This is a genomic window from Pseudomonas sp. NyZ480 (assembly GCF_029537255.1).
Classification (GTDB): Bacteria; Pseudomonadota; Gammaproteobacteria; order Pseudomonadales; family Pseudomonadaceae; genus Aquipseudomonas; species Aquipseudomonas taiwanensis.
Map to the genome: position 1 here is coordinate 3,347,491 of NZ_CP120626.1, position 24,465 is coordinate 3,371,955.

A 24,465-nucleotide genomic window follows, 5' to 3' on the forward strand; every position below is an offset into this window, starting at 1 on the left:
AAGGTTAGCAAAGCGCTCGTCGTCAGCAACAAGCGCGCGTTCTCTTGGTCCTGGGGTTGGCTCGATAGTCACTATCGACAATGCCAATTTCTATCGCGCGGCGCCGCTCAATAAGCTGGGGCCATCGACAAGACACCTGCCCCGCCGCCCCTGGAGCCGCCCAATGAAAGCCACGACCCGAATATTGATCACTGCCCTGAGCGCCCTCGGCGTGGCACTGCTTGGCGGCTGCGCCAGCCACCCGGAACTGCGCCCTTACACGGCGCAGGAAACCCTGCAACTGCAACTGGAGGCCCTACAGCGTCAAGGCCTTTCCATGGATGAGTACGAACAACGCCGTCGAGTGATTCTGCGCGCCGCCACCCCGCAAGCGGTGACTGAAGTGACCGGCGCGCAGCCTGCGATCAGCGGCTGACCGGCAGCGCCTTGGGCATCAACTCGTAGGGGTGCTTCCACCCTGGCAATGCCTTGATGCGCGCCTTCCAGGCTTGGATGTGGGGATAATTTTCCAGCTCGATGCCGGTGTCCTCAGGCATGTACACGTAACCCGCCAACGACAGGTCGGCAATGGTAACGCGCCCGCCCACCATGAAAGGGGTCTTTTCCAGGTGCGCATCGACCACGCTGTAGGCCGCCTTGGCCCGCTCGCGCAGGAAGTGGGTCACGTCCGTTTCACCGGTATTCTTCAGACAGAACAGAAAACGCAGCGCCGCGTAGTAGCTGGTGAACTTGTGGTTGTCGAATAGCATCCAGCGCCAGATTTCGCGTTTTTCGTCCTCGTTACGGGCAGCGAACTGGCCCGTGCGTTGCGCAAGGTAATCAAGAATCAGCGCCGACTGGGTCAACGTCTGCCCAGCGTGCTCGAGCACTGGTACTTCGCCCTGCTCGTTGACCTCGTCTCGCCAGGCCTGCTCACGGGTCTGGCCATTGAAGAAGTCGACGAATACCGGTTGCCAGTCCTGGCCGGTCAGTTCAAGCATCAGCGCAGCTTTGTAAGCGTTGCCGGATTCAGCGAAGCAGTGCAGCGTGTATTCGGACATGGCGGACCTTCATTTTCCCTTGAATGATCTGTGATCGGGTTCGCACCCGAGCCAGGGAGCAAATCATGCCCTGGTCGCCAGCGTCAATGCATCACTGATGCAATCGAGCCCACAGGTGAACCGTTGCGCCCGTTATGCTTAGATACAGCCCAGCACACTCCGCCAGGATGGCTCCGATGCCCTGCCCTTCATTGCCCCGCGCCGTCACCACTCAACGCACCCGGCTCAGTCGTCCGACCCCGGCCATAGCCTCCCAATTGCACAGGGCACTGCTGCGCAGCTACGCACTGCACCAAACCTTCCTGGCATGGGCCAAGGACGACTGGACGCTGGATGAAGTCCGCGACAGCCTGGAAGTGAGCGCCGAACAGTTTATCGACCCTGATGCTGAGAAACGCTACTTCGTGCTGACCCCGGACAACGCCGAAGTGGTCGGCTGCATCGGCCTGCGCCCCGGTCAGGATGGGTACGAGGTGGGTTACTGGGTCAGCCAGGACCACTGCGGACAAGGTTTGATGCGCGAGGCACTGGCAGGCCTGCTGGATGCCGTGGAGGTGCCGCTCTGGCTGACGACCGATCTGGCCAACAGCGCCAGCCAGCGCCTGGCCGAGCGTGTGGGATTCAGACGCGAGGGTTGCGTGCAAGTCGGACAGGCCCCTGGCACACCGCACGCGCTTTACCGCCGTCCGCCCACGGGTTGCCGCTGAGTCACTTGGCAGGATCGCCAACGGAACTACTGCCGGGCCCGCACCCTCTTAAGGATTGAGCGCCAACCCCTTTTGGCTGCACGCTTTTGGAGAACACGCTATGCGCAAACTACTCCTTGCCCCTGCACTGCTGCTCCTTCTGCCTGCCGGGGCTGCCCTGGCCAGAGTCGATGCCGGAGACGTCGCCACCTCGGCCGGTATCTCCGCGTCGCTGTATTCGACCTTCAAGGATGACAAACGCATCATCCCTGCCCGCGACGAGCTTTCGGCTTTTGTCGCCAGCGGTGGCGCGATTCGCGGCGCCTACGTGGAGTCGGCGCTGGAGCAGGCCCGCAAGGACCATCCAGGCCTGCAGGCCAGTGATGAAGAGCTGGCGCGCGCAATTCTGTCCCAGGATGACCCGATCGCCGAGCATTGATCGGCGCGGTGCGAACCCTGTAAGCGTCGGCTCGCCGGCGCTTGCGGGGCAGCCGGGGTCATCGCGGCCCACATAGCGCTCGAATCTCTAGAGGGCGATTCCACGCCTACCCCCACCCATCCATGCGCATGGTCGCCCGCACCAGGCGTTGTTCCTCTTGCTCGATCTCGCGCAGGCTGTCGCGTATGCCGTTGATGTGCTCGCGCGCCGCTCGCTGCGCCTGCTCGGGCAGTTGCTCCATCACGGCGTGGTATAGCCGCGCGTGTTGGCGGTCGATCTGACGCTTCTGCGCTGGCCGGCAGTACAGGTTGTTGACCGAGGCGAATACCGTGCTCAAGGTCAGGTCGCTGAGCGTCTGCAGGGTGTGCACCAACACCGGGTTGTGCGATGCCTCGCTGATGGCTCGGTGGAAGGCGTGGTCGCGGCGGGCGTGCTCGCGTGGGTCGTGGGCGTCAGCCGCCTCATGGGCCGCCAGCATCTCTTCGTAACGACGACGAATCAGCAGACGGTCGATCTCGGTGGCGCGCAGGGCCGCCAGGCGGGCCGACTCACCTTCCAGCAGCGCACGCACCTCCAGCAGGTCGAACAACGTACGCGGTTGCGAACTGAACAGATGCATCAATGGTGTACTGTTGGCCGAGCCGGTGAGGTCGGCCACGAACGAGCCACGCCCCTGTTCGGTGTCGATGATGCCACGCCCGCTCAAAAGACGCAGGCCCTCGCGCAGCGCCGAACGGGAACAGCCGAGCTTCTCCACCAGGCGTCGCTCCGACGGCAGCGCCTGACCGACCTTCAATACTCCCTCCACGATCAACCGCTCGACCCGCTCGGCCACCTGTTCGGCGACCTTGGCCTTGCCTTCAGTAATCATACGTATCCTCTGACTGGTAGGACCACATGTACTGCATGCCGCAATCTAGCCATGGAGCGCCACGAATCACCAGCTTTCGTGCGAAAAACTGGTAGGACCAGCTGCCCGAAGGCTCGACCGAACGCCTCCGTCGGCGCAGGCTGAAAGGGTGATGGGTTAACCGTGAGCGCGCGCCTGCCACAGGTGCGCGATAACAACAAGAATTGCCTCTGAGTGAGCCTGATGAGCATCCTTTACGACGAACGTGTCGATGGGGAACTGCCCGCCATCGACCTGCCTGCCCTGCTGTCGGCCTTGCGCGAGGCGCTACCCGACCTCGATATCCTGCACCGCGCCGAAGACCTCAAGCCGTACGAGTGCGATGGTCTCTCGGCCTACCGCACGCTCCCGCTGCTGGTGGTGTTGCCTGAACGCCTGGAACAGGTGCAAACCCTGCTCAAGCTCTGCCATGCATGGGGAGTGCCTGTGGTTGCACGGGGCGCCGGCACCGGGTTGTCGGGCGGCGCCCTGCCCCTGAGCAAAGGCATCCTGCTGGTGATGGCACGCTTCAACCGCATTCTCGAAGTGAACCCACAGGGCCGCTTCGCCCGTGTGCAGCCTGGGGTGCGTAACCTGGCGATTTCCCAGGCGGCGGCGCCCCATGGTCTTTACTACGCGCCGGACCCGTCCTCGCAGATCGCCTGCTCGATTGGCGGCAATGTCGCCGAGAATGCCGGTGGCGTGCACTGCCTGAAATACGGCCTGACCGTGCACAACCTGCTCAAGGTCGAAATCCTCACCGTCGAGGGCGAACGCCTGACCCTGGGCGGCGATGCCCTGGACAGCCCGGGCTTCGATCTGCTGGCCCTGTTCACCGGTTCGGAAGGCATGCTGGGTATCGTCACCGAAGTGACCGTCAAACTGCTGCCCAGCCCCCAGGTGGCGCGGGTGCTGCTGGCCAGTTTCAACCGCGTCGAGGATGCCGGTCGGGCGGTCGCCCAGATCATCGCCGCCGGGATCATCCCAGCCGGCCTGGAAATGATGGACAACCTGGCGATCCGCGCCGCCGAGGACTTCATCCACGCTGGCTACCCGGTGGATGCCGCCGCGATACTGCTGTGCGAACTCGACGGGGTCGAGGCAGACGTGCACGACGACTGCGAACGCGTCGCAGCCGTGCTACAACAGGCCTGTGCCCGCGAGGTACGCCTGGCCTGCGACGAGGCCGAGCGTGCGCGTTTCTGGGCCGGGCGCAAGAACGCCTTCCCGGCGGTGGGCAGGCTCTCGCCGGACTACTACTGCATGGACGGCACGATTCCGCGTCGCGAGCTACCACGGGTACTCAGGGGCATCGGCGAGTTGTCGCAGGAATACGGCCTGCGCGTGGCCAACGTGTTCCACGCCGGCGACGGCAACATGCACCCACTGATCCTGTTCGACGCCAACCTGCCAGGCGAACTGGAACGCGCCGAGGCCATGGGTGGACGGATTCTGGAGCTGTGCGTCGCGGTGGGTGGCTCCATCACCGGTGAGCATGGCGTGGGGCGCGAGAAGATCAATCAGATGTGCGCGCAATTCAACAGCGACGAAATCACCCTGTTCCACGCAGTGAAGGCCGCGTTCGATCCGAAGGGTTTGCTCAACCCCGGCAAGAACATCCCGACCCTGCATCGCTGCGCCGAGTTTGGGGCGATGCATGTGCATCATGGCCAACTGCCCTTCCCCGAACTGGAGCGCTTCTGATGAGCATGGATCGCGACCTCAGCCAGGACCTGCTGGAACAGGTCAACCAGGCGCTGAACCTAGGCAGCGCGCTGCGCATCCAGGGCAGCAACAGCAAGGCCATGCTTGGCCGAGCGGTGGCCGGCGAAGTCGTCGACACCCGTGGCCACCGTGGCATCGTACGCTACGACCCGACCGAACTGGTGCTCACCGCCCGCGCCGGTACACCGCTGCGCGAGATCGAGGCAGCGCTGTACGAAGCCGGGCAGATGCTGCCCTGCGAACCGCCGCACCTGGGTACCGAGGCGACCCTTGGTGGCATGGTCGCGGCGGGGTTGTCCGGGCCACGACGGCCCTGGGCCGGTTCAGTGCGCGACTACGTCCTGGGCATACGGATGATCACCGGCCACGGCAAGCTGCTGCGCTTTGGTGGTGAAGTGATGAAGAACGTGGCCGGTTACGATGTCTCGCGGCTGATGGCTGGCAGCTTCGGCTGCCTGGGCTTGCTGACCGAGGTGTCGCTGAAAGTGCTGCCACGTCCACGGCAATGCCTGAGCCTGCGGTTGCCCATGACCCGCCACCAGGCGCTGGCAGAGCTGGCCGAATGGGGCCAGCAACCCTTGCCGATCAGCGCCGCCTGCCACCACGGCGACGCACTGTACCTGCGCCTGGAAGGCGGCGAAGGTTCGGTGCAGTCGGCCCGTCAACGGCTGGGGGGCGAGGAACTCGATAGCCGCTTCTGGAGCGACCTGCGTGAACAGCGCCTGGGCTTCTTCGCTGCCCCAGCGCCGTTGTGGCGCGTGTCGCTGCCGATTGCCACCGGCGAACTGGAGCTGCCGGGCGAACAGCTGATCGACTGGGGCGGTGCGCAGCGCTGGCTCACCTCCACGGCCCCAGCGGCGCTGATTCGTGAGCAGGTCGCCCAGCGCGGCGGCCATGTCACAGGCTATGCAGCGGGCGATGACAGCAGCGCACCACTGCCCGCCGCGCTGATGCGCTACCACCGCACCCTGAAGCAACAGCTCGACCCCCAGGGGGTTTTCAACCCCGGTCGTCTGTACCCGGATCTGTGAGGCCACGCCATGCAAACCAACCTGAGCGAAACATCCAAGCGCCTGGCCCGCGCCGAAGAGGCCGAAAGCATCCTGCGCGCCTGCGTGCACTGTGGTTTCTGCACCGCCACCTGCCCCACCTACCAACTGCTTGGCGACGAACTGGACGGCCCGCGCGGACGTATCTACCTGATCAAGCAGGTGCTCGAAGGCGCGCCAGTCACCGCCAGCACCCAAGAGCACCTGGACCGCTGCCTGACGTGCCGCAACTGCGAAACCACCTGCCCCTCGGGGGTGAAGTACCACGATCTGCTGGACATTGGCCGCGCCGTGGTCGAGCAGCAAGTGCCGCGCCCCCTCGGCCAGCGCCTGCTGCGCCAGGGTTTGCGGGCGGTGGTGCCTCGGCCGGCCCTGTTCAAGGCCCTGAGCTGCACCGGCCAGGTGTTGCGGCCGCTGTTGCCGGCCACACTCAGGCATAAGCTGCCGGTGCATGTCGCCGATCCAGGCAAGCGCCCGGCACCACGCCATGCCCGCCGGGTGTTGCTGCTCGAAGGCTGCGTACAACCCGCGCTGTCGCCCAACACCAACGCGGCCGCGGCAAGGCTGCTGGACCGCTTGGGTATCAGCGTCGAGCCGGCGTTCGAAGCCGGCTGTTGCGGCGCCGTGGATTATCACCTCAACGCCCAGGAACGCGGCCTGGAACGCGCACGACGCAACATCGATGCCTGGTGGCCGGCCATCGAAGCAGGCGCCGAAGCCATCGTACAAACCGCCAGCGGCTGCGGCGCGTTCGTGCGCGACTACGGTCACCTGCTGGAAAAAGACCCACGCTACGCCGCCAAGGCCAGACGAGTCAGCGACCTGTCACGCGATCTGGTGGAGATCCTGCGCGACGAGCCGGTCGAGCAACTGGGCCTGTGCGCCGAACAGCGTCTGGCCTTCCATTGCCCGTGCACCCTGCAGCATGCCCTCAAGCTCGGCGGCGCGGTGGAGCGCCTGCTGACACGCCTGGGTTTCTCCCTCACTGCAGTGCCGGACGGCCATTTGTGCTGTGGCTCGGCTGGCACCTACTCGCTGACCCAGCCGGCATTGTCGCAACAGCTGCGCGACAACCGCCTGGACGCCCTGGAAAGCGGCAAGCCGCAGATCATCGCCACCGCCAACATCGGTTGCCAGACCCACCTCGACGGCGCCGGGCGCACAACCGTGCGCCATTGGATCGAAATCGTCGAAGCTGCCCTGAACCCGGAGACCAACCATGCATAGCAAGCCCGTGATCGGCCAGGCCGAAGTCCATCGCCTGCTCAGCGCCGCCCGGCAACACGCACAGGCCAACCAGTGGAACGTGACGATCGCCGTGGTCGATGATGGCGGCCACCCATTGGCCCTGGAACGCATGGACGGCTGCGCCCCGGCCAGCGCCTACATCGCCGTTGAAAAGGCCCGCACCTCGGCGCTGGGACGCAAGGAAAGCCGCGATTACGAGCAAATGGTCAACGGTGGGCGCACCGCATTCGTCACCGCGCCCTTGCTCACCAGCCTGGAAGGCGGCATACCGCTGAGGATCGACGGCCAAGTGGTGGGCGCCATCGGTGTGTCCGGGGTCAAGTCCGAGCAAGATGCCGAAGTGGCCAAGGCCGGGGCCGCTGCATTGTGACGGCGTCGTTGCCAGAAGCCAGACGTCAGTCCGGCACCACCACCGGCTCACCGATTGCGTAGAAATGCCCACCCGCCACGTAATGCAGGCTGCGCCACTGCGGGTCGGCATGCTCATAGGCCCAGTGCCCATCACGGAACACCCGATCGTCCGCCCAGGCTGCCACCACTTCACCGATGAACAGGTCATAGGTGTTCTGGTTGTGCGGCTCGTCGATCACCCGGCACATCAACCAGGCCGAGCAGCCCTGCACCAAGGGTGGCGCGTAGCCCTGGACATGGGCCAACTCGACGCCAATGCTGGCCAGCTTGTCGGGGTGGTCGAACAGGCTGCGCGTGCCGACTTCGTGGGTCAGCTCAGCCTGAGCAGCCGTCGGCACCTGGATCACGAACCAGCCACTGCCTTCTACCAATTGCCGGGTGCGGGCCGTCTTGTCGAGCACCACCGTGACCTTGGGTGGGTCGAAGTCCAACGCACAGGCCCAGGCAGCAGCCATGACGTTTTCCACGCCCGCATGGTGCGCGGACACCAGCACGGTCGGCCCGTGATTGAGCAGGCGATAAGCCTTGTTCAGGTCGACGGCTTGAAAATGGCTGTTCATCGGGACGCCTCGGCTATGCGATTTAGCGAGACATTGTGCCGCAGTGCCATAGGGCGGTACCAGCCTGACCGATGGCGCCAATAGCGATAAATTCGGAAATTTCCCACGGACAGAACGGATGTGCCTTACTTGTCGCAGCCACCCGGCGAAAACATGATCGGCACTGGATGACGAAGGGCCGCAAGGAACTGGTGGCCCGACCCCGCTCGCGATCCGAGGAGGTTCCCCATGCTGAAACACCTGCGCACCACCGCCGAACTGCGCAGCGCCCTGCGCGAACTGCTGGACCACGACATCAGCAACCCTGATGACGACCCGCACCTGTCCGGCGTGCTGTTCTTCTGCTCGACCGATGAACGCACCCGGCAACTGGTCGAACAGATCGAGCTACTGGCCAGTGAAGTGTTCTTCGATGCCAGTGGCCGCGCCATCAGCCACCGCATGAGCGCCGTCGCCGTGGAAGGGGTGCGCATCAAACAGAAGCGCAAGGCACCGGCTGACGAGACGGTGATCCGCATCGCCCTGCCGGACAAAAGGTACATCACCGTGAGCACGGCTCGATTCTAGTGTGGTGTTTCAGAAATACCACACTAGGTAACCCGCACGGTGGCGCTGCCATGCCCTGTAACAGCGATCTCGGGGTGCACGTTGACCAGCGGTATCCGCTATCCTGAGCAATTCTGCGCTGCGGACCCCCACCATGGAATTGCACATCCGCCTGGACGGCCGCAAAGGCTTGGCCGACCAGCTCTATCGACAACTGCGTGCCGGTATCGACAGTGGCCACCTGGCCGCGGGCACCCAGCTCCCCCCCTCCCGGCTGCTGGCCGAACAACTGGGGGTTTCGCGCAAGACCGTGGCCGAGGCCTATTCCCGTCTGACCTACGACAACTTGCTCAGCGGTGTAGTGGGTCGCGGCACCTTCATCACCCCACGGCAACCGGTGAGCGTGAGCGATACGCAGGCCATTCCCCTGGCCGCCGCCGACTCGCTGCAACGCTGGCAGCAGCGGGCCACGGTGCTAGCCAGGCGCACGCTGCAAGCGCCCTCGCGCTATGACTTCGTTGGCGGCGCCTCGACCAAGGCGCAGTTTCCCTTCGACCAGTGGCGCAGTTGCCTGAACTACGCGTTGCGTCGCAGCCAGCGCCATCCCGAGCGGCAATTCCCGGCCCAGGGGCTGCCAGAGCTGCGCGAAGCCATTGCCCACCACATCGCCTACGCCCGCGGCGTGCACTGCAGCGCGGCGGATGTGCTGGTCTGCAACGGCGCCCAGCAAGCACTGGACCTGATTGCCCGCGTGCTGGTCGAACCCGGCTGCCAGGTGGCCATGGAAGACCCCGGCTACCCACCCGCACGGCAACTGTTCCTGGCCCTGGGTGCCCGCCTGCAATCGGTACCGGTGGACGACCAAGGCATGTGCGTCGAGCAGATCGCCCAAGGCACGCGGCTGATCTACGTCACCCCTTCGCATCAGTTTCCGTTGGGCATGCCGATGAGCGAAGGCCGCCGTCAGGCTTTGCTGGCCCACGCCGCAGAGCTGGGTGCACTGATCATCGAGGACGACTATGACTGCGAATTCCGTTACCACGGACCGGCGTCGGACGCCCTGCAGCGCCTCGACCGACACGGTCTGGTGGCCTATGTCGGGACCTTCTCGAAAACCTTGCTGCCCGAGCTGCGCCTGGGCTACGCGGTGCTACCGGCCGCAGTACTGCAGGCGGCCTGCGTGGCCAAGCACCTGACCGACTGGCACAGCCCCACGCTGCTGCAGTGGGCATTGGCACGCTTCATCAGCGAAGGACACCTGAACAAGCACATACGCCGCTGCCACGACATCTACAGCGCCCGCCGCGAACGGATCCTGTCACGCCTGGAAGGCGACCTGGCCCCATGGTTCCGGGCCGTGCCCGCCAGTGCTGGTTTTCACCTGAGTGCGCTGGCGCAGCCGCAGGTCGATGTGGAGCTTCTGGCCAACCTGGCCCGCAAGGTCGAAGTAGGCCTTTACTCACTGGCCCCCTTCTACCACGAAGTCCCGGTGCGCCCTGGCTTGTTGATGGGCTTCGGTGCGATCGAGCTGCTGGACATCGACCCGGCCCTGGACCGGGTGGTCGATACCCTGCAACGACTCAGTTGACCGCAGGCGCCCGGTCGACCCGCTGCGCTCGGGCGATTGCGACCGAATAGCCGCGCGGGGCAAAACACAGGGTGACCAGCAGCATCGCCAGCACAGTGAGCGCCAGCAACGACCAGGACGCCTGGAAGTCACCGCTCACATCACGCAACCAACCGGTGATGTAGGGCACGATGCCGGTGATGATGAAACCGATCCCCTGCACGAAGGCTGCCAGGCTGCCCGCCTCGGCCGGAGTCTTCAGGTGCTCCAGGGTCAAGGTCAGGCTCAGGCTGAAGCATGCACCCAGGCCGAAGCCGATCATCGCCACCCAGGCCCCCATGGCCTGCGTCGGCGCCAGCAACAACCCCAGAAAACCGACCAATTGGATCGACAAGGCCATCCACAGCCCTGGGCGACGATCGAGCCAACGCCGCAATAGCAATGGCAGTCCCAAGGCACCGGCAACCTGGAAGAGGGTCATCAACCCGACCAGGTCACCACCGCCCTGAGCCGTGCCACCGTGCTCCAGGTGGTAGGCCGGCAGCCAAGCGACCATGCTGGTATAGCCACCATTGATCAGTCCGAAGTACAGCGCCAGCAACCAGGCCCGACGGTTGCTGAACCAGTGCCCGTCGGCGGTACTGGACCGTTTCGGTACAGCCTGGCGGGGGCGCAGCGAACCCCAGGCGAGTGCCGCCAGCACCGCGGGAATCGCCCACAACCCAAGGCCTGCCTGCCAGCGCCCGAAGTACTCACTCAGATGCGGCCCGAACACCGCCGCCAGCCCTCCTCCACTCATCAGCGCCGCCGAGTACAACCCCATGGTTGCCGCCAGGCGGCTGGGGAACCAGCGGTTCACCAGCCCCGGCATCATGCCCTGGACCACGGCCACGCCTAGCCCGGCAAGCACCGCACTGGCGACCAACGCGGCGGCGCTGTCCAGTTGCAGACGCCACAGGCAGGCCAAGGCAATGGCCGACAGCCCGACCAGCATGCCACCGTGCTCACTGAGCCAACGCCGCAGCCAAGGTTGCAGCAATGGCACCAGTCCCATGCACAGCACCGGCAACGCGGTCAGCAACGCAGCCTGTTGGTAGCCCAGGCCCGTGCTTTCGCGCATCGGTTCGAGCAACGGGCCGATACTGGTAAGGATGGGCCGCAGGTTCAACGCCAGCAGCACCACCAGCAACACGTTCAGTGCACCTCTCATTGTGTGCTGGCCTGCTTCCATTGTTGATAGAGGCCGGCCTCACCCGAGGGCTTGAAGGGGCGAAGCGGTAGACATTGCTGCTGCGGGGGCCGGGCCATCTGGGCATAGACAGCCGCCGTGGACAGTCCATAGGGCTCGCCTTCGTCATTGTCATAGGCGAACCAGGCTCGCTCGATGCCACACAGGTGCATGGCGGCCAGGCACATTGGGCACGGATGGCCGCTGGCATAGATCTGCGCACCGTCCAGGCGCGCTTGCCCCAAGGCCTTGGCCGCCTGGCGAATGGCCTGCATTTCGGCATGGGCGGTGGGGTCCTGGGTGCAGTGGATCTCGTTGACCGCACGGGCCACGACCTTGCCCTGGTACACCAGCACGGCGCCGAAGGGCCGGCCGCCGGCCTGGATATTGGCACGAGCCAGCTCAAGGGCTTCGCGCATGTAACGTTCTTCGGGCATGGACACGTACTCCTGATGCAAGACCCGGTCATTATCCCGGCAGACGCTTGCCGGCTGAAATGAAGAGATTGGATGCCTGCCAGTGGCTACCCAAATGGGGCCATTGGCCTCCCTTGAAAGCGCGGGATTGGCTATCGGGTGAGCGCACGGGCACGGCTAAGGTAGCTGCATGTCCACACCCCTTCACACTTGAATACGGAGACTGTCATGCAAGCGCGCATCGAATGGGCCAAGCACGCCCCGCAAGCCTACAAAGCCATGGTCGGCCTGGAGCAGGCCCTGGCCAACAGTGGCCTGGAAAACTCACTGCTGGAGCTGGTGCGCCTGCGCGCATCGCAGATCAACGGCTGCGCCTACTGCGTGAACATGCACGCCAATGACGCGCGCATGGCCGGCGAAACCGAAGCACGCCTGCAAACCTTGAGCGTATGGCGCGAAACCCGTTACTTCACGCCACGCGAACGTGCAGCACTGGCCTGGGTAGAAAGCCTGACCCGCCTCGCCGAACACGGCGCACCGCAGGCGGAATACGACGCGCTGTTCGAACACTTCGAAGCCGAGGAAGTGGCCAACCTGACGCTGGCGATCGCCACCATCAATGCCTGGAACCGCTTCGGTGTTGGCTTTGCGATGGTGCCGGCCTGATCACTCGGTTCTGGCTACCGCCAAGCGCGCCCGGTAGGTACCCGGGCTCTGCCCCGTCCACTTCTTGAACGCCCGGTGGAACGCACTGGGCTCTTGAAAACCGGCCTGCTCGGCAATTTCGGCAATGCTCAAGGTGCCGTCGCGTAGGCGCTCGAAAGCCATGGCGCGACGTACCTCGTCCTTGATCTGCTGGTACGAGCGCCCTTCGCGTTCCAGTTGTCGACGGAAGGTGCTGGCACTAATGCCTTGCTGATCGGCCAGCGCTGCCAATGTCGGCCATTGCCCGTATCCCCGCGCGCGCAGGTGACGGTACACCTCGGCCACCAGGCCGTTCTGGTTGCGAAAGCGAATCACCAGCCCCTGGGGCGCACTGCGCAGAAAGGTCTTGAGACCGGCCAGGTCCTGTACCACCGGCAGACGCAACCAGGCGCTGTCGAACTCCACTTCGGTACGGCCGCTGCCCAGGCGCAGGTCCGGCCCCCACAGCAACAGGTCATCTTCCTGGGCCGGGCGCGCCACCGAGAGCTCGGTTCGGTCGATGGCAATGCGCTGACCGGCCAGCCAGCACGACAGACCGATCATCAGCACCAGGTAGGTTTCCTCGGCGTACACCCGGGTCAAAGGGTCGACGATGCTCGACTGTACGCTGATCACCGCCCGGCCGCCGCGTACCGTCAGGCTGCCGTGCAGGTCACGCAGGAACAGACTGAAATTGGCCATGCACTGGCGCAAGGCCTTTTCCAGGTTCGGTTCCTGGATCAGCCCACGGCAGATCAGGGCAAAACTGCCCAGCGGCATGCCGTGGCTGTCGAGACGGAAAAACTCATCGTCGAGCAGTTGAATCAGCTCTAGCCACAGCTGCGCGAAAGCCTTGGCCGGCACCCGCGCCTGGGGTTGCCCGAGCAGCGCCGGGTCGATGCCCACGGCACGCAGACGCGCATCGCGTTCATCGGGGCGATCACGCAAGGCATGAAGCATGGCATTGAGAAAGTACACCGCGACCGAATCGCTCTCGCGCATGGCGTTTTTCGCTGTCTATGCTGAGTGGCAAAAAATGCCAGGTTGACTGAACAGTTCCGGCATAGGCTCAAGCCCGGCCTTTGCCTAGACTCGGACCTAACCGACGGATCACCGGCCATTCTCGCAGAGCCTGGCCCGGTCCCGCCATGCCTTCGCAATCGGAGCCCCTATGAGCAGCGCAGAAATCTACGTCGTCAGTGCCGTCCGTTCAGCCATCGGTGGCTTTGGCGGATCCCTCAAGGACCTGCCGCTGGCCGACCTGGCCACCGCCGTGACCCGCGCCGCGATCGAGCGCTCGGGCGTGGCCGCCGACCAGATCGGCCATTTGGTGATGGCCAACGTCATTCCGACCGAGGCACGTGATGCCTACCTCAGCCGAGTGGCTGCGCTGAACGCGGGCCTTCCCAAGGAGACCCCCGCGTTCAACGTCAACCGCCTGTGCGGCTCCGGCCTGCAAGCCATCGTCTCGGCGGCCCAGTGCCTGCTGCTGGGCGATGCCGACGTCGCCGTGGCCGCGGGCGCCGAGTCGATGAGCCGTGGACCGTACCTGCTGCCCCAGGCCCGCTGGGGCGCACGCATGGGCGACCTGCAAGGCATCGACTACACCGTTGGTGTGCTGCACGATCCCTTCGAGCACTTCCACATGGGCATCACCGCCGAAAACGTCTCGGCCAAGCACGGCATCACCCGCGAAATGCAGGATGAACTGGCCCTGACCAGCCAGCGCCGCGCAGCGCGTGCCATCGCCGAAGGCCGTTTCGCCAGCCAGATCGTCCCGCTGGAGCTGAAAACGCGCAAAGGCAGCGTGCAGTTCAGCGTGGACGAGCATGTGCGCGGCGATGTGACTGCCGAGCAACTGGCCGGTATGAAGCCGGTGTTCAAGAAAGACGGTACCGTCACCGCTGGCAACGCCAGTGGCATCAACGACGGTGCTGCCGGCCTGGTCCTGGCTTCCGGCGAGGCGGTACGGCGCCTGGGCCTCAAGCCGCTGGCGCGCCTGGTGGCGTATGCCCATGCAGGCGTCGAGCCAGAGCTGATGGGCCTGGGCCCAATCCCAGCCACCCGCAAGGTCCTGGAAAAAGCCGGCCTGAACGTCAGCGACCTGGACGTGATCGAGTCCAACGAAGCCTTCGCCGCCCAGGCCTGTGCCGTGGCGCGTGCGCTGGACTTCGACCCGGAAAAGGTCAACCCGAACGGCTCAGGTATCTCGCTTGGCCACCCCGTCGGCGCCACCGGGGCAATCATTGCCACCAAGGCCATCCATGAGTTGCATCGCATCCAGGGCCGCTATGCCCTGACGACCATGTGCATCGGCGGCGGCCAGGGTATCGCCATCGTCTTCGAACGCGTCTGAGGGAGCCAGGAACATGAGCATTGAACGAATCGCCGTGATCGGCGCTGGCACCATGGGCAATGGCATTGCCCAGGTTTGCGCAGTGGCGGGCTACCAGGTGCTACTGGTGGACGTTTCCGACGCAGCGCTGGAACGCGGTGTGGCGACCCTGAGCAAGAACCTCGAACGCCAGGTCAACAAAGGTACCTTGACCGCCGACCAGGCCCAGGGGGCGAAAACGCGTATCCGCACCAGCACCGACTACGCTCAATTGAGCGGTGTACAACTGGTGGTCGAGGCCGCCACCGAGAACTTGCAGCTCAAGCAACGCATCCTGCAGCAGGTGGCTGCCAATGTGGCTACCGATTGCCTGATCGCCACCAACACCTCATCGCTCTCGGTCACCCAGCTGGCCGCGTGCATCGAGCACCCGGAACGCTTCATCGGCGTGCACTTCTTCAACCCGGTGCCGATGATGGCGCTGGTAGAGATCATTCGTGGCCTGCAGACCAGCGACAGCACCTATGCGCAGGCCCTGGTAGTCACCGAGAAGCTTGGCAAGACGCCGATCACCGCAGGTAACCGCCCAGGTTTCGTGGTCAACCGCATTCTGGTGCCGATGATCAATGAGGCGATTTTCGTGCGCCAGGAAGGCCTGGCCAGTGCCGAGGACATCGACACCGGTATGCGCCTGGGCTGCAACCAGCCGATCGGTCCGCTGGCGCTGGCCGACTTGATTGGCCTGGATACCCTGCTGGCGATCATGGAGGCCTTCCACGAGGGCTTCAACGACAGCAAGTACCGCCCTGCTCCGCTGCTCAAGGAAATGGTCGCGGCCGGTTGGCTGGGCCGCAAGAGCGGTCGTGGTTTCTTCACTTACTGAGGAGCGAATGCCATGCCACCTGTCACTGCCGAAATGCGCTGTAGCAACTTTGAAGAGCGGCGTGACAGGGCCATGGCACTGTTTGCCGAGAAAGGCTTCGGGCAGGTCAGCATGCGCGAACTGGCGGCGCACGTGGGGCTGACCGCAGGCTCGCTGTACCATCACTTTCCCAGCAAGCAGGACCTGCTGTACGACTTGATCGAGGAGTTGTACGAGGAACTGCAGGCGACGCTGGACCTGGGCCGTCGGGCCATGGCCCGGGGAGCATCGGCGCTGTCGTGCCTGATTGCCGCGCACTGGGAGCTGCATGTGCAGCGGCCCATGCAGTTTCGCCTGGCCGAACGCGATTTCTGTTGCCTGAGCGAGGCGCAACAGGCGCGCTTGAACGTGCTGCGCAAGCGCTACGAGTCGGGTTTGCTGCGCTTGATTGCGCCTCGGGCAACGCTGTCGGGGGACGCCCTGGCGGCGACGGCCCACGTGCTGGCGACCTTGCTCAACCAGTTGCCAGCACTTTTGCAGGCATTGCCACAGGAGCAAGGGCTGGGGTTGATGGAGGACCTGCTGGTGGGGGGGATAGAGCGCACATTGCGCTAAGCGCTGTACGAAAAGCCTTGAAACTCGGTGATGCTGCGTTGAAAACAGCCTCGGAATGCTCATTTACAACCCGTAAACTCCGCTTCCTCGGCTGTTTTCACCTTGCCTGACCTTCGTCTCAAGACTCTTCATACAGACCCTAGGCTGCTGTTTTTGAGTTACGTGCGGGTCTCTTCGCGGGTGAACGCGCGCCCTCAGAGCTGCCACAGCCCTGGTGAGAGCGGGTTTCTCTACGCAGAGGCCCGTCGCATCAGCGCAAAAGCGCTTGGATCTGCTCGCGCAGCGTATCCAGGTCGAACGGTTTGGCCAGGATCGGCGCCTTGCGCGCGATCGGGCTTCCTGATTCGAGAATCTCCGCCGGGTAGCCGCTGATGAAGATCACCTTCAAGTCCGGTCGCAACTTCACCGCAGGCTCGGCGATCTCAACGCCGGAGATGCCGCCCGGCAGGCGAAAATCGGTCACCATCAGGTCCAGGTGCGGTTTGCTCGCCAGAATGGCGAACGCTTGCTCACCATCCTCGGCCACCAGCACGTGGTAACCCTCGCCTGCCAGGTAGTCGCGCAGGATCATGCGAATCGCCGGTTCGTCCTCGACGATCAGTACCACATCTTGTGCATCTTCACTCATGACAACGCCTTGAAATTCTTTAAGTTGGCCTTCTGACCCCTGGCTCAGGCAGAGGTTGCCCGCAGCGGGTCGTTTTGTTCGGTCGTACGCGCCAGCGGCAATTGCACACTGAAGGTGGCACCCTGGCCTTCCTCGCTTTCGACCAGGATCCGCCCGCCATGGGCCTGGACGATCTGCTCGGAAATGTACAGTCCCAAGCCCAACCCACCACTGGCCTGATGCGCGGCAACCCGCTCGAACTGGTGGAAAATCCGCTGCTGGTTGTCCGCACTGACGCCGATACCCTGGTCCTGTACCTGCACCCAGGCCATGCCGTCCTGAGCGTAGACGCGCACCTGCACGGGGCGCCGCTCACCATAACGCAATGCGTTGGACAACAGGTTGGCCACCACTTGCTCAATCCGAAATTCGTCCCACTCGCCCTGCAGGGGCTCGCAGCGCAGCAGTTCGATGTGAGTGTCCAGGGCAGCGGCCTGGGCCGCGAAGTTTTCGACCAACCCACGCACCAACTGGCTCAGGTCGAACGGTTTGGGCCGCAGCGACAGTTTGCCGGTGCGAATGCGCGACACATCGAGCATGTCTTCGATCAGCCGGATCAGACTGTTGATCTGCCGCTCGTCGCGCTCGACCATGGCCTGCAGCTTGTCGGCGGTAAACGCTTCGAGCTTGCCTCGCGCCAGGTGCATCTTGCGCAACTGGGTTTCGAGGATCAGGCCATTGAGCGGGGTGCGCACTTCATGGGAAACGATCGACATGAAGTCGTCGCGCATGCGCACCGCCCGCTCCAGCTCTACCCGGGCCGTTTGCAGCTGGGCCAGCAGCACCTCCTGCTCCTGGCGGCTGCGCTCGAGGGCCTGCAACTGGCGGTCGAGGACCTTGCGTTGGCGGAACAGGTCGACGAAGACCGAGACCTTGCTCTTGACCGCCAGGGTATCGAGCGGTTTGTGCAGGAAATCCACGGCACCGCTTTCATAACCCTTGAACGCGTAGTTCAGTTCACGACCCGCGGCGCTGACGAACACGATGGGGATGTTGCGGGTCTTGTCGGTGCCGCGCATCAGCTCGGCCAGTTCGAAGCCATTCATGCCCGGCATCTGCACATCGAGAATCGCCAGGGCGAATTCGTGCTCCAGCAGCAGCGACAGCGCCGCTTCAGCCGAACGGGCCTGGTGCACTTCACGATCGTCGCCCTGGATCAGGGCTTCGAGGGCCAGCAGGTTTTCCGGCAGGTCGTCGACGATCAGCAGTTTGGCGATGATGTTGCTTGACATGCGCTGGGTTCCAGGTTGGCGAGCAACTGCTCGATACCGCTCAAAGGAAGAATCAGGTCCGGGCGATGCAAAGCCAGTGCGGCTTCCGGCATCAACGCCACCTGTGCGTCATCGGGGTCCTGGACCACGGTCCGGCCTCCGGATTGTTTGATGTAGGCAAGCCCTTCGGCGCCATCTTCGTTGGCGCCGGTGAGCAACACGCCGAGCAGCCCGGCACCAAAGGCATCAGCTGCCGACATGAACAAAAAATCTATCGCCGGCCGCGAGAAATGCACCGGGGCTTCCTGGCTCAGCGACAGGCTCAGGTCACGTTCGACCGACAGATGGTAACCGGGCCCGGCGACATAGATCTGGCCGGGGCGGATGGTCTGCTTGTCGCAAGCCTCATGCACCGGCCGCTGCAATCGTCGTTGCAACACTTCAGCCAAGTGACTGTGGCGGTCACCCGGCAGGTGCAGCACGCACAAAATGGGTATGGCGAAGTTTTTCGGCAGTGCGCCAAGCACCTGCAACAGCGCCGTGACGCCTCCCGCCGAGGCCCCCATGACCACCGCTTGTACGCCCTTCATGATTTACGGTAGATCCGTTCGGGCTTGACCAGCGGCTCGAACCGGTCGCTGTAAGCCGAAAAGTCCACCGATTCCTTGCTGCCGAGCAACAGGAACCCCCGGTGACACAAGGACTCATGAAACAGGCCCAGGGCCCGGTCCTGCAATTGCTTGTTGAAGTAGATCAGGACGTTGCGACATGACACCAGCTGGGTTTCCGAGAACACGCTGTCGGTGGCCAGGCTGTGGTCGGCGAACGTCACGTTCTCGCGCAGGCTACTGTCCATGATGGCGTTGCCATAGGCTGCGGTGTAGTACTCGGAAAAATCCCGGCGCCCACCGGCCAGGCGGTAGTTCGCTTCGTACTCGCGCATGCTCTTGATCGAGTAGATGCCCTGCTTGGCCTTCTCTAGCGAGTGCGGGTTGATATCGGTGGCATACAGGATGGTGCGGTCGAGCAGGCCCTCCTCGCGCAGCAGGATGGCCATGGAGTAAACCTCCTCGCCTGTGCTGCAACCGGCGATCCACACCTTGATCGAAGGCCAGGTGCGCAGCAGCGGCACTACTTCGTTGCGCAAGGCCAGGAAGTGCTCGGGGTCGCGAAACATCTCGCTGACAGGGATCGTCAGGTACTGCAGCAACTGCATGAACATGCCGGGGTCGTGCAGCACCCGCTCCTGCAGCGCCGATACGGTCATGCACTCGAACTGGCGCAGCGCATGGAGGACCCGGCGCTTGATGGAAGCGCCGGAGTAATTGCGAAAGTCATAGCTGTACTTGAGGTAGATCGCCTCGATCAGCAGCCGGATCTCGATATCGGTGTTGCGTTCGCTAGTCAAATTCGCTCCAGTTGCGGCAGCCAGACACGAATCAGCGAGAACAGTCGGTCCAGGTCGATCGGTTTGGCCAGGTAGTCGTTTGCACCCGCCTGCAGGCAACGCTGCTGGTCATCCTTCATGGCCTTGGCGGTCACGGCGATGATCGGCAGCTTACGCCAACGCGGCTGCTGGCGAATCAGCCGGGTGGCTTCAAAGCCGTCCATTTCCGGCATCATCACGTCCATCAGCACCAGGTCGATGTCGTCGTGCTGCTCCAGGCGCTCGATGGCCTCACGCCCGTTGCGGCCGATCTCGACGATCGCGCCCTTGTGCTCCAGGGCACTGGTCAACGCGAAAATGTTGCGCACATCGTCGTCCACCAGCAACAGCTTGCGCCCCTCGAAGACTCTGTCGCGGCTGCGGGCAGTCTTGAGCATGCGCTGGCGTTCATGTGACAACTGCGACTCGACTTTGTGCAGGAACAGCGTCACTTCGTCCAGCAGACGTTCCGGAGAACGCGCGCCCTTGATAATGATCGAGCGCGAGTACTTGAGCAGGTCGGCTTCTTCCTCGCGCGTGAGGTTGCGTCCGGTATAGACGATCACTGGCGGGAAACTGCGGATGTCCTCGGCGGTCATGCGTTTGAGCAACTCGTTACCTTGCATGTCCGGCAGCTTCAGGTCGATGATCATGCAGTCGTAGATGTTCTCGCGCAACAGCTCCAGCGCTTCCTGCGCCATGGCCACGGCGGTGATCTCGACATCGTCGTCGCCGATCAACCGGGCAATGCTCTCGCGCTGCAGGTCATCGTCCTCGACCAGCAGGATGTGCTTGAGCTTCTGGGTCAGCTTGGCTTCCAGGCGGGCGAACACCTCCTTGAGTTCATCACGGCTGGTGGGCTTGACCGCATACCCCACCGCGCCCATGTGCATGGCCGCCTCGACCCGGTCTTCCACCGAGATGATATGCACCGGAATGTGCCGGGTCATGGCCTGTTCCTTGAGACGCTGCAGCACGGTAAGGCCGGAGTGGTCAGGCAGCCGCATGTCCAGCAGGATGGCATCGGGGATGTACTGCACCGCGAGCTCGAAGCCTTCATCGGCCCCCTGGGCCACCAGGCAGCTGTATCCGAGCTCGTGCGCCAGGTCGAAGAGGATGCGGGCGAAGTTCGGCTCATCCTCGATCACCAGGATGCAACGATTGTCGAACGGCGCTTGTCCACGGTCATCGTCGAACGCCGGTTTCGGGCGCTTCGGCGCGCTGGGTTGACTGACCTGGGGCGCAGGTGGCAGCGCATCCACCGCCGGGCGCAGGCTTTGCGGCTCGATCACCTGATCCTGGGCCTCATAGCGCTCAGGCAGGATCAGACTGAACACACTGCCCTGGCCTGGGCTGCTGTCGACGCTGATCTGCCCACCCAGCAGATGCGCCAGGTCGCGGGAAATCGACAGACCGAGGCCAGTGCCACCGTAGCGCCGGTTGCTGCTGCCATCGACCTGGTGGAAGGCGCCGAAGATCGCCTCTTGCTGATCGGCGGCAATGCCGATGCCGCTGTCGCGCACCGCGAAGACGATGCCGGTGCCCGCCTGGTGGCTGATGTCCAGGCTGACCTGACCGTGATCGGTGAACTTGATGGCGTTGGACAGCAGGTTCTTGAGGATCTGCTCCAGACGCTGGCGGTCGGTGAACACGGTGACCGGAACCGACGGCTCGACCCGCACGGCAAAGGCGAGGCCTTTGTTCTCGGCCAGCGGCAGGAACATACCTTTCAGGCCGTCTACCAGGCGCTCGACCTGGGTAGTTTCGGGACGGACTTCCAACTTGCCGGCCTCGACCTTGGCGATGTCGAGAATGTCGTTGATCAGGTTCAACAGATCGTTGCCGGCCGAATAGATCGATTCGGCGAACTTGACCTGCTCTTCGCTGAGGTTGCCCTCGCCGTTCTCGGCCAGCAGCTTGGCCAGGATCAGCGAGCTGTTGAGGGGCGTACGCAGCTCGTGGGACATGTTGGCGAGGAACTCGGACTTGTACTTGCTCGAGCGCTGCAGATCATCGGCACGGGCTTGAAGCTCCTGCTGGGCCTGGTTCAGTTCATCATTCTTGCGGTTCAGCGCGTCGGTTCGCTCGGACAGCTGTTCGTTGGTCTGTTCCAGTTCCGCCTGCTGGGTCTCCAGATACGCCTGGGACTCCTTGAGCACGCGGGATTGCTCTTCAAGCTCTTCGTTGGCGGTCTTGAGCTCTTCCTGCTGGACTTGCAACTCTTCATTGAGCTGCTGGGTCTCGGCCAGCACCTCCTGCAAACGTTGACGATAGCGGGCGCTTTCGATGGAGATGCCCAGGTTGCCGCAGACGCGATCGAGCAACTCGTCATCCCGCGTTTGCAGCGGACGCAAAAAGCCCAGCTCGATCACGCCGTTGACCCGGCCATCATCGCTGGTCGGCATCAGCAACGCACTGCGCGGCAGGCCGCTGCCCAAGCCGGAACTGAGACGGTAGTAATCGGCAGGCAAGTCGTCCAGGCGCAACAAGCGCCCTTGACGCACTGCCTGGGCCATCAGCCCTTCACTGTCGCCCAGCACCTGCTCGCGGGCCTGCTCCTCGGCATCCAGGCCGTAGCTGGCCACGCGGATCAGCCGCCCATGCTCGTCTCGCACGTACACCGCACCGACCACACTGCCCAGGTACCTGGCGAAAAAGCGCAGGATATTGTCGCCTAGCATCGGCAGGGTCAACTGCCCCAGCACCTGCTCGGCCAACTGGGTCTGGCCGTTGCGCAGCCAGGCCTGATGTTCGAGGCGTTCAGCCGAGCGCTGCTGTGCCAGCAGGTTATCGTTGTAACTGGTGGACAGCGAAAGCAGGTCACGCCTGCCCAGGTAGGCCAACAAGGCAGTGAGCCCGACGATCAGCAGCACGAACGCGGATATGGCCGTCACCGTGACGGTACTGACCTTTTCGTTGCGTGCCGAGCGCAACTGCTGTTCGGTGAGAATCAGGTCATCGAACTCCCTACGGATCTCGTCAGTGATGCGCTTGCCGCGACCACTGCCTATCAAGGCCTGGTAATTGCCCTGATCGCGACGCAACGCGATCATTCCACTGCCGAATTCGTTCCAGGCCTGCTGCAGGGCGATCAAGCGGTCGATGCGATCGACCTGCTGCGCGTTGTCCCCGACCAGTTCGCGCAAACTTTTCAGGCTACCCAGAACGCGTGGCTTGGCCACCTCGTAGGGATCGAGGAAACGTTCTTCACCGGTCAGCAGAAAACCCCGCATTCCAGTTTCCATGTCGATCGAGAGCTTGAGCGTTTCATTGGCATTGCCAATCACTCGGTCGGTATGCTCCACCCATTGCATGGCCGACAGCAGGTAGTTGATCACCGTGACGAAGGCCACGGCGCCCAGCAGGCCTACGCCCAAGGGCAGGCTGATGTTACGAGCCAACAGTTTGCGGAAACTTTTCTGGTCCATGGAGGCGGCCTGAGTCATGAGATAACGCCCGAGCAAAAATTAAAGTCCATTGAAACGGTGTAGCGGCCAGTTTCCATTATCTCCAGCCACTTTGCTCACCAGTTACAGCGAGTCTAACCAGCTTTGCCCAGTCTGGCAGGGCATTTAGCCAGTATTTGAAGGTGACGAACACGAATCGTTCCCTCCCATCGCGTCGGTCGGTATCCTCGGGGGAACTTCTATCATCGCCCGATGAACAGATATACAGACACTCCCCTCTCAACAGGACCTGAACCATGCCCCTATTGGTAGTCGAAGACGACGACATCGTACGTTTGCTGATCGTCGAAGTGCTCGACGAAATGGGCTACACCATCGTTCAAGCGGCAGATGCCACCGAAGCCCTGCGCGTGCTTGAAGATGACGGTCAGCCGCTGGATCTACTGATGACCGATGTCGGGTTGCCGGACATGCGTGGCGAAGATCTGGCGAAACAAGCCCGCAAGATCCGGCCCTCCCTGCCGGTGTTGTTCGCCAGCGGTTATGCCGAAAGTGTCGACGTGCCCGAGGGCATGCACTTGATTGGCAAGCCCTTCAGCATCGATCAGTTGCGTGACAAGGTGATGGCGATTCTGGGCGCGCCCTGACCTCGAATTCAAGGTGGCCGTCCAAGCGGCACCTGTTCAACATTCCCGACGCAGCAGATAGGTGTCCATGATCCACCCCTTGCGCATGCGCGCTTGTTCTCGCACTCGCACAATCTGCCCTTTGACCTGCTGCAGCGGGCCCGCGATCAGCAGCTGATCCTCGGTGCCCAAGTAGGCCCCCCAATAAATCGTCAGTTCGGGGTCATCGAGCGTGGCGAACGCGCACTGTCCATCGAGCATGACCACCACGTTGTCGATCCTTGCCTGTTCGGCCAGGCGTCTGCCTGGCAGCACTGTCAACGGCTCGCCGATACGATTGAGCGGAATCTGGTGGCTGGCCGCCAAAGCCTGAACACTGCTGATGCCGGGGATGACTTCCAGCGACAATGCCACACCGAGCTGGCGAACCCGGTCAAGGATGCGCAAGGTGCTGTCGTACAGGGTCGGGTCCCCCCACAGCAGGAACGCGCCGATATCACCTGGGCGCAATTGGTCGCGCAGTGTACGGGCATACAACTGCGCACGCTGTTCATGCCAGTCCTGTACAGCCGCGGCATAGTCGGTGGCTTGGTCATCGCGCTGCGGGTCATCCATCGACACAAGACGATAACTACCGGCCGCAGCGTGCTGCTCAAGGACACGCCTGCGCAACTGCACCAATTCATCTTTGTCCGCGCCCTTTTCAAGCACGAAGAAAACACTGGCGCGTTTGAGCGCATCGATGGCCTGCAGCGTCACCTGGCGCGGATCACCCGCCCCAATGCCAATCAGCAGGAGTGTATGCATCGTCTTTTCCGCCGAGTTTTC

General features: G+C 63.4%; 26 protein-coding genes. 14 read left to right on the plus strand and 12 right to left on the minus strand.

All coding sequences use genetic code 11. The annotated features are described in order from the left end of the window. The first annotated feature begins 163 nt into the window (after nucleotides 1-163). The gene (locus tag P3R38_RS15365) at nucleotides 164-415 is read left to right on the plus strand and encodes a lipoprotein (RefSeq protein ID WP_023381123.1); all 252 of its coding nucleotides are present in this window, start codon (nucleotides 164-166) and stop codon (nucleotides 413-415) included. Here the strand turns inward: P3R38_RS15365 and P3R38_RS15370 are convergent. Continuing rightward, nucleotides 405-1,040: a glutathione S-transferase gene (locus P3R38_RS15370; RefSeq protein ID WP_023381124.1), complete on the minus strand. Its 636-nt coding sequence runs from the start codon at nucleotides 1,038-1,040 to the stop codon at nucleotides 405-407. The two genes, P3R38_RS15365 and P3R38_RS15370, sit on opposite strands and share 11 nt — an antisense overlap. A gap of 176 nt (nucleotides 1,041-1,216) precedes the next feature. Between P3R38_RS15370 and P3R38_RS15375 the strand changes: the two genes are divergently transcribed. Then, entirely contained in the window at nucleotides 1,217-1,747 is a 531-nt protein-coding gene (locus P3R38_RS15375; RefSeq protein ID WP_023381125.1) for a GNAT family protein, read from the plus strand. Nucleotides 1,748-1,847: 100 nt separating this feature from the next. Beyond that, complete coding sequence (locus P3R38_RS15380) at nucleotides 1,848-2,165, plus strand: DUF2388 domain-containing protein (RefSeq protein ID WP_023381126.1); 318 nt, start codon at nucleotides 1,848-1,850, stop codon at nucleotides 2,163-2,165. Nucleotides 2,166-2,271: 106 nt separating this feature from the next. On the opposite strand, the gene glcC is transcribed toward P3R38_RS15380, so the two are convergent. Further along, complete coding sequence (glcC, locus tag P3R38_RS15385; protein ID WP_023381127.1) at nucleotides 2,272-3,036, minus strand: transcriptional regulator GlcC; 765 nt, start codon at nucleotides 3,034-3,036, stop codon at nucleotides 2,272-2,274. Between the two features lie 222 nt (nucleotides 3,037-3,258). On the opposite strand from glcC, the gene glcD reads away from it, so the two are divergent. The 4 genes from glcD to P3R38_RS15405 are packed head-to-tail and all read left to right on the plus strand — an operon-like array spanning nucleotide 3,259 to nucleotide 7,446. Further along, complete coding sequence (gene glcD, locus P3R38_RS15390; protein ID WP_027907088.1) at nucleotides 3,259-4,758, plus strand: glycolate oxidase subunit GlcD; 1,500 nt, start codon at nucleotides 3,259-3,261, stop codon at nucleotides 4,756-4,758. After that, on the plus strand, nucleotides 4,758-5,810 hold the full coding sequence (gene glcE, locus P3R38_RS15395) for a glycolate oxidase subunit GlcE (RefSeq protein ID WP_027907089.1): 1,053 nt from the start codon (nucleotides 4,758-4,760) through the stop codon (nucleotides 5,808-5,810). The genes glcD and glcE overlap by 1 nt, the downstream gene beginning before the upstream one ends. A gap of 9 nt (nucleotides 5,811-5,819) precedes the next feature. Beyond that, entirely contained in the window at nucleotides 5,820-7,055 is a 1,236-nt protein-coding gene (glcF, locus tag P3R38_RS15400) for a glycolate oxidase subunit GlcF (protein ID WP_202675438.1), read from the plus strand. Next, complete coding sequence (locus P3R38_RS15405) at nucleotides 7,048-7,446, plus strand: heme-binding protein (protein WP_023381131.1); 399 nt, start codon at nucleotides 7,048-7,050, stop codon at nucleotides 7,444-7,446. The genes glcF and P3R38_RS15405 overlap by 8 nt, the downstream gene beginning before the upstream one ends. A gap of 25 nt (nucleotides 7,447-7,471) precedes the next feature. On the opposite strand, the gene P3R38_RS15410 is transcribed toward P3R38_RS15405, so the two are convergent. After that, nucleotides 7,472-8,047 carry a flavin reductase family protein gene (locus tag P3R38_RS15410; protein WP_023381132.1) on the minus strand — a complete coding sequence of 192 codons (576 nt, stop codon included), beginning with the start codon at nucleotides 8,045-8,047 and terminating at the stop codon, nucleotides 7,472-7,474. A gap of 228 nt (nucleotides 8,048-8,275) precedes the next feature. Between P3R38_RS15410 and P3R38_RS15415 the strand changes: the two genes are divergently transcribed. Both P3R38_RS15415 and P3R38_RS15420 read left to right on the plus strand, forming a co-directional pair. Continuing rightward, nucleotides 8,276-8,614 carry a hypothetical protein gene (locus P3R38_RS15415; RefSeq protein WP_023381133.1) on the plus strand — a complete coding sequence of 113 codons (339 nt, stop codon included), beginning with the start codon at nucleotides 8,276-8,278 and terminating at the stop codon, nucleotides 8,612-8,614. A gap of 133 nt (nucleotides 8,615-8,747) precedes the next feature. Continuing rightward, on the plus strand, nucleotides 8,748-10,181 hold the full coding sequence (locus P3R38_RS15420; protein ID WP_277686391.1) for a PLP-dependent aminotransferase family protein: 1,434 nt from the start codon (nucleotides 8,748-8,750) through the stop codon (nucleotides 10,179-10,181). On the opposite strand, the gene P3R38_RS15425 is transcribed toward P3R38_RS15420, so the two are convergent. Together P3R38_RS15425 and P3R38_RS15430 are read right to left on the minus strand one after the other, a co-directional pair. Then, nucleotides 10,174-11,370 carry a CynX/NimT family MFS transporter gene (locus P3R38_RS15425; RefSeq protein ID WP_104883559.1) on the minus strand — a complete coding sequence of 399 codons (1,197 nt, stop codon included), beginning with the start codon at nucleotides 11,368-11,370 and terminating at the stop codon, nucleotides 10,174-10,176. The two genes, P3R38_RS15420 and P3R38_RS15425, sit on opposite strands and share 8 nt — an antisense overlap. After that, complete coding sequence (locus P3R38_RS15430) at nucleotides 11,367-11,825, minus strand: nucleoside deaminase (RefSeq protein WP_023381136.1); 459 nt, start codon at nucleotides 11,823-11,825, stop codon at nucleotides 11,367-11,369. The genes P3R38_RS15425 and P3R38_RS15430 overlap by 4 nt, the downstream gene beginning before the upstream one ends. Nucleotides 11,826-12,032: 207 nt before the next feature. Between P3R38_RS15430 and P3R38_RS15435 the strand changes: the two genes are divergently transcribed. Further along, a complete protein-coding gene (locus tag P3R38_RS15435; RefSeq protein ID WP_023381137.1) occupies nucleotides 12,033-12,470 on the plus strand; it encodes a carboxymuconolactone decarboxylase family protein in 438 nt (145 codons plus the stop codon). Here P3R38_RS15435 and P3R38_RS15440 read toward each other — a convergent pair whose 3' ends face one another. Next, the gene (locus P3R38_RS15440) at nucleotides 12,471-13,490 is read right to left on the minus strand and encodes an AraC family transcriptional regulator (RefSeq protein ID WP_023381138.1); all 1,020 of its coding nucleotides are present in this window, start codon (nucleotides 13,488-13,490) and stop codon (nucleotides 12,471-12,473) included. A gap of 169 nt (nucleotides 13,491-13,659) precedes the next feature. Here P3R38_RS15440 and P3R38_RS15445 point away from each other — a divergent pair, with 169 nt between their 5' ends. The 3 genes from P3R38_RS15445 to P3R38_RS15455 are packed head-to-tail and all read left to right on the plus strand — an operon-like array spanning nucleotide 13,660 to nucleotide 16,300. Then, a complete protein-coding gene (locus tag P3R38_RS15445) occupies nucleotides 13,660-14,844 on the plus strand; it encodes an acetyl-CoA C-acyltransferase family protein (protein WP_023381139.1) in 1,185 nt (394 codons plus the stop codon). 13 nt (nucleotides 14,845-14,857) lie between these two features. After that, nucleotides 14,858-15,706, plus strand: a complete 849-nt coding sequence (locus P3R38_RS15450; protein ID WP_104883558.1) for a 3-hydroxybutyryl-CoA dehydrogenase — start codon at nucleotides 14,858-14,860, stop codon at nucleotides 15,704-15,706. 12 nt (nucleotides 15,707-15,718) lie between these two features. Continuing rightward, nucleotides 15,719-16,300, plus strand: coding sequence for a TetR/AcrR family transcriptional regulator (locus tag P3R38_RS15455; protein WP_023381141.1), 582 nt, complete (start codon nucleotides 15,719-15,721; stop codon nucleotides 16,298-16,300). A 250-nt stretch (nucleotides 16,301-16,550) separates the two neighbouring features. Here P3R38_RS15455 and P3R38_RS15460 read toward each other — a convergent pair whose 3' ends face one another. The 5 genes from P3R38_RS15460 to P3R38_RS15480 are packed head-to-tail and all read right to left on the minus strand — an operon-like array spanning nucleotide 16,551 to nucleotide 23,050. Beyond that, nucleotides 16,551-16,928, minus strand: a complete 378-nt coding sequence (locus tag P3R38_RS15460; RefSeq protein WP_023381142.1) for a response regulator — start codon at nucleotides 16,926-16,928, stop codon at nucleotides 16,551-16,553. Nucleotides 16,929-16,972: 44 nt separating this feature from the next. Then, nucleotides 16,973-18,199, minus strand: coding sequence for a hybrid sensor histidine kinase/response regulator (locus tag P3R38_RS15465; protein ID WP_023381143.1), 1,227 nt, complete (start codon nucleotides 18,197-18,199; stop codon nucleotides 16,973-16,975). Continuing rightward, the gene (locus P3R38_RS15470; protein WP_023381144.1) at nucleotides 18,169-18,768 is read right to left on the minus strand and encodes a chemotaxis protein CheB; all 600 of its coding nucleotides are present in this window, start codon (nucleotides 18,766-18,768) and stop codon (nucleotides 18,169-18,171) included. The genes P3R38_RS15465 and P3R38_RS15470 overlap by 31 nt, the downstream gene beginning before the upstream one ends. After that, nucleotides 18,765-19,586, minus strand: coding sequence for a protein-glutamate O-methyltransferase CheR (locus tag P3R38_RS15475; RefSeq protein ID WP_023381145.1), 822 nt, complete (start codon nucleotides 19,584-19,586; stop codon nucleotides 18,765-18,767). The genes P3R38_RS15470 and P3R38_RS15475 overlap by 4 nt, the downstream gene beginning before the upstream one ends. Continuing rightward, nucleotides 19,583-23,050: a response regulator gene (locus P3R38_RS15480; RefSeq protein WP_277686392.1), complete on the minus strand. Its 3,468-nt coding sequence runs from the start codon at nucleotides 23,048-23,050 to the stop codon at nucleotides 19,583-19,585. Before P3R38_RS15480 ends, P3R38_RS15475 begins: the two co-directional genes overlap by 4 nt. 257 nt (nucleotides 23,051-23,307) lie before the next feature. Here P3R38_RS15480 and P3R38_RS15485 point away from each other — a divergent pair, with 257 nt between their 5' ends. Next, nucleotides 23,308-23,658 carry a response regulator gene (locus P3R38_RS15485; RefSeq protein ID WP_023381147.1) on the plus strand — a complete coding sequence of 117 codons (351 nt, stop codon included), beginning with the start codon at nucleotides 23,308-23,310 and terminating at the stop codon, nucleotides 23,656-23,658. 36 nt (nucleotides 23,659-23,694) lie between these two features. Here the strand turns inward: P3R38_RS15485 and cobF are convergent, their stop codons facing one another. Continuing rightward, nucleotides 23,695-24,444 (minus strand): precorrin-6A synthase (deacetylating), encoded by a 750-nt coding sequence (gene cobF / locus P3R38_RS15490; protein ID WP_027907094.1) that lies wholly within the window; start codon nucleotides 24,442-24,444, stop codon nucleotides 23,695-23,697. Between the last annotated feature and the right edge of the window lie 21 nt (nucleotides 24,445-24,465).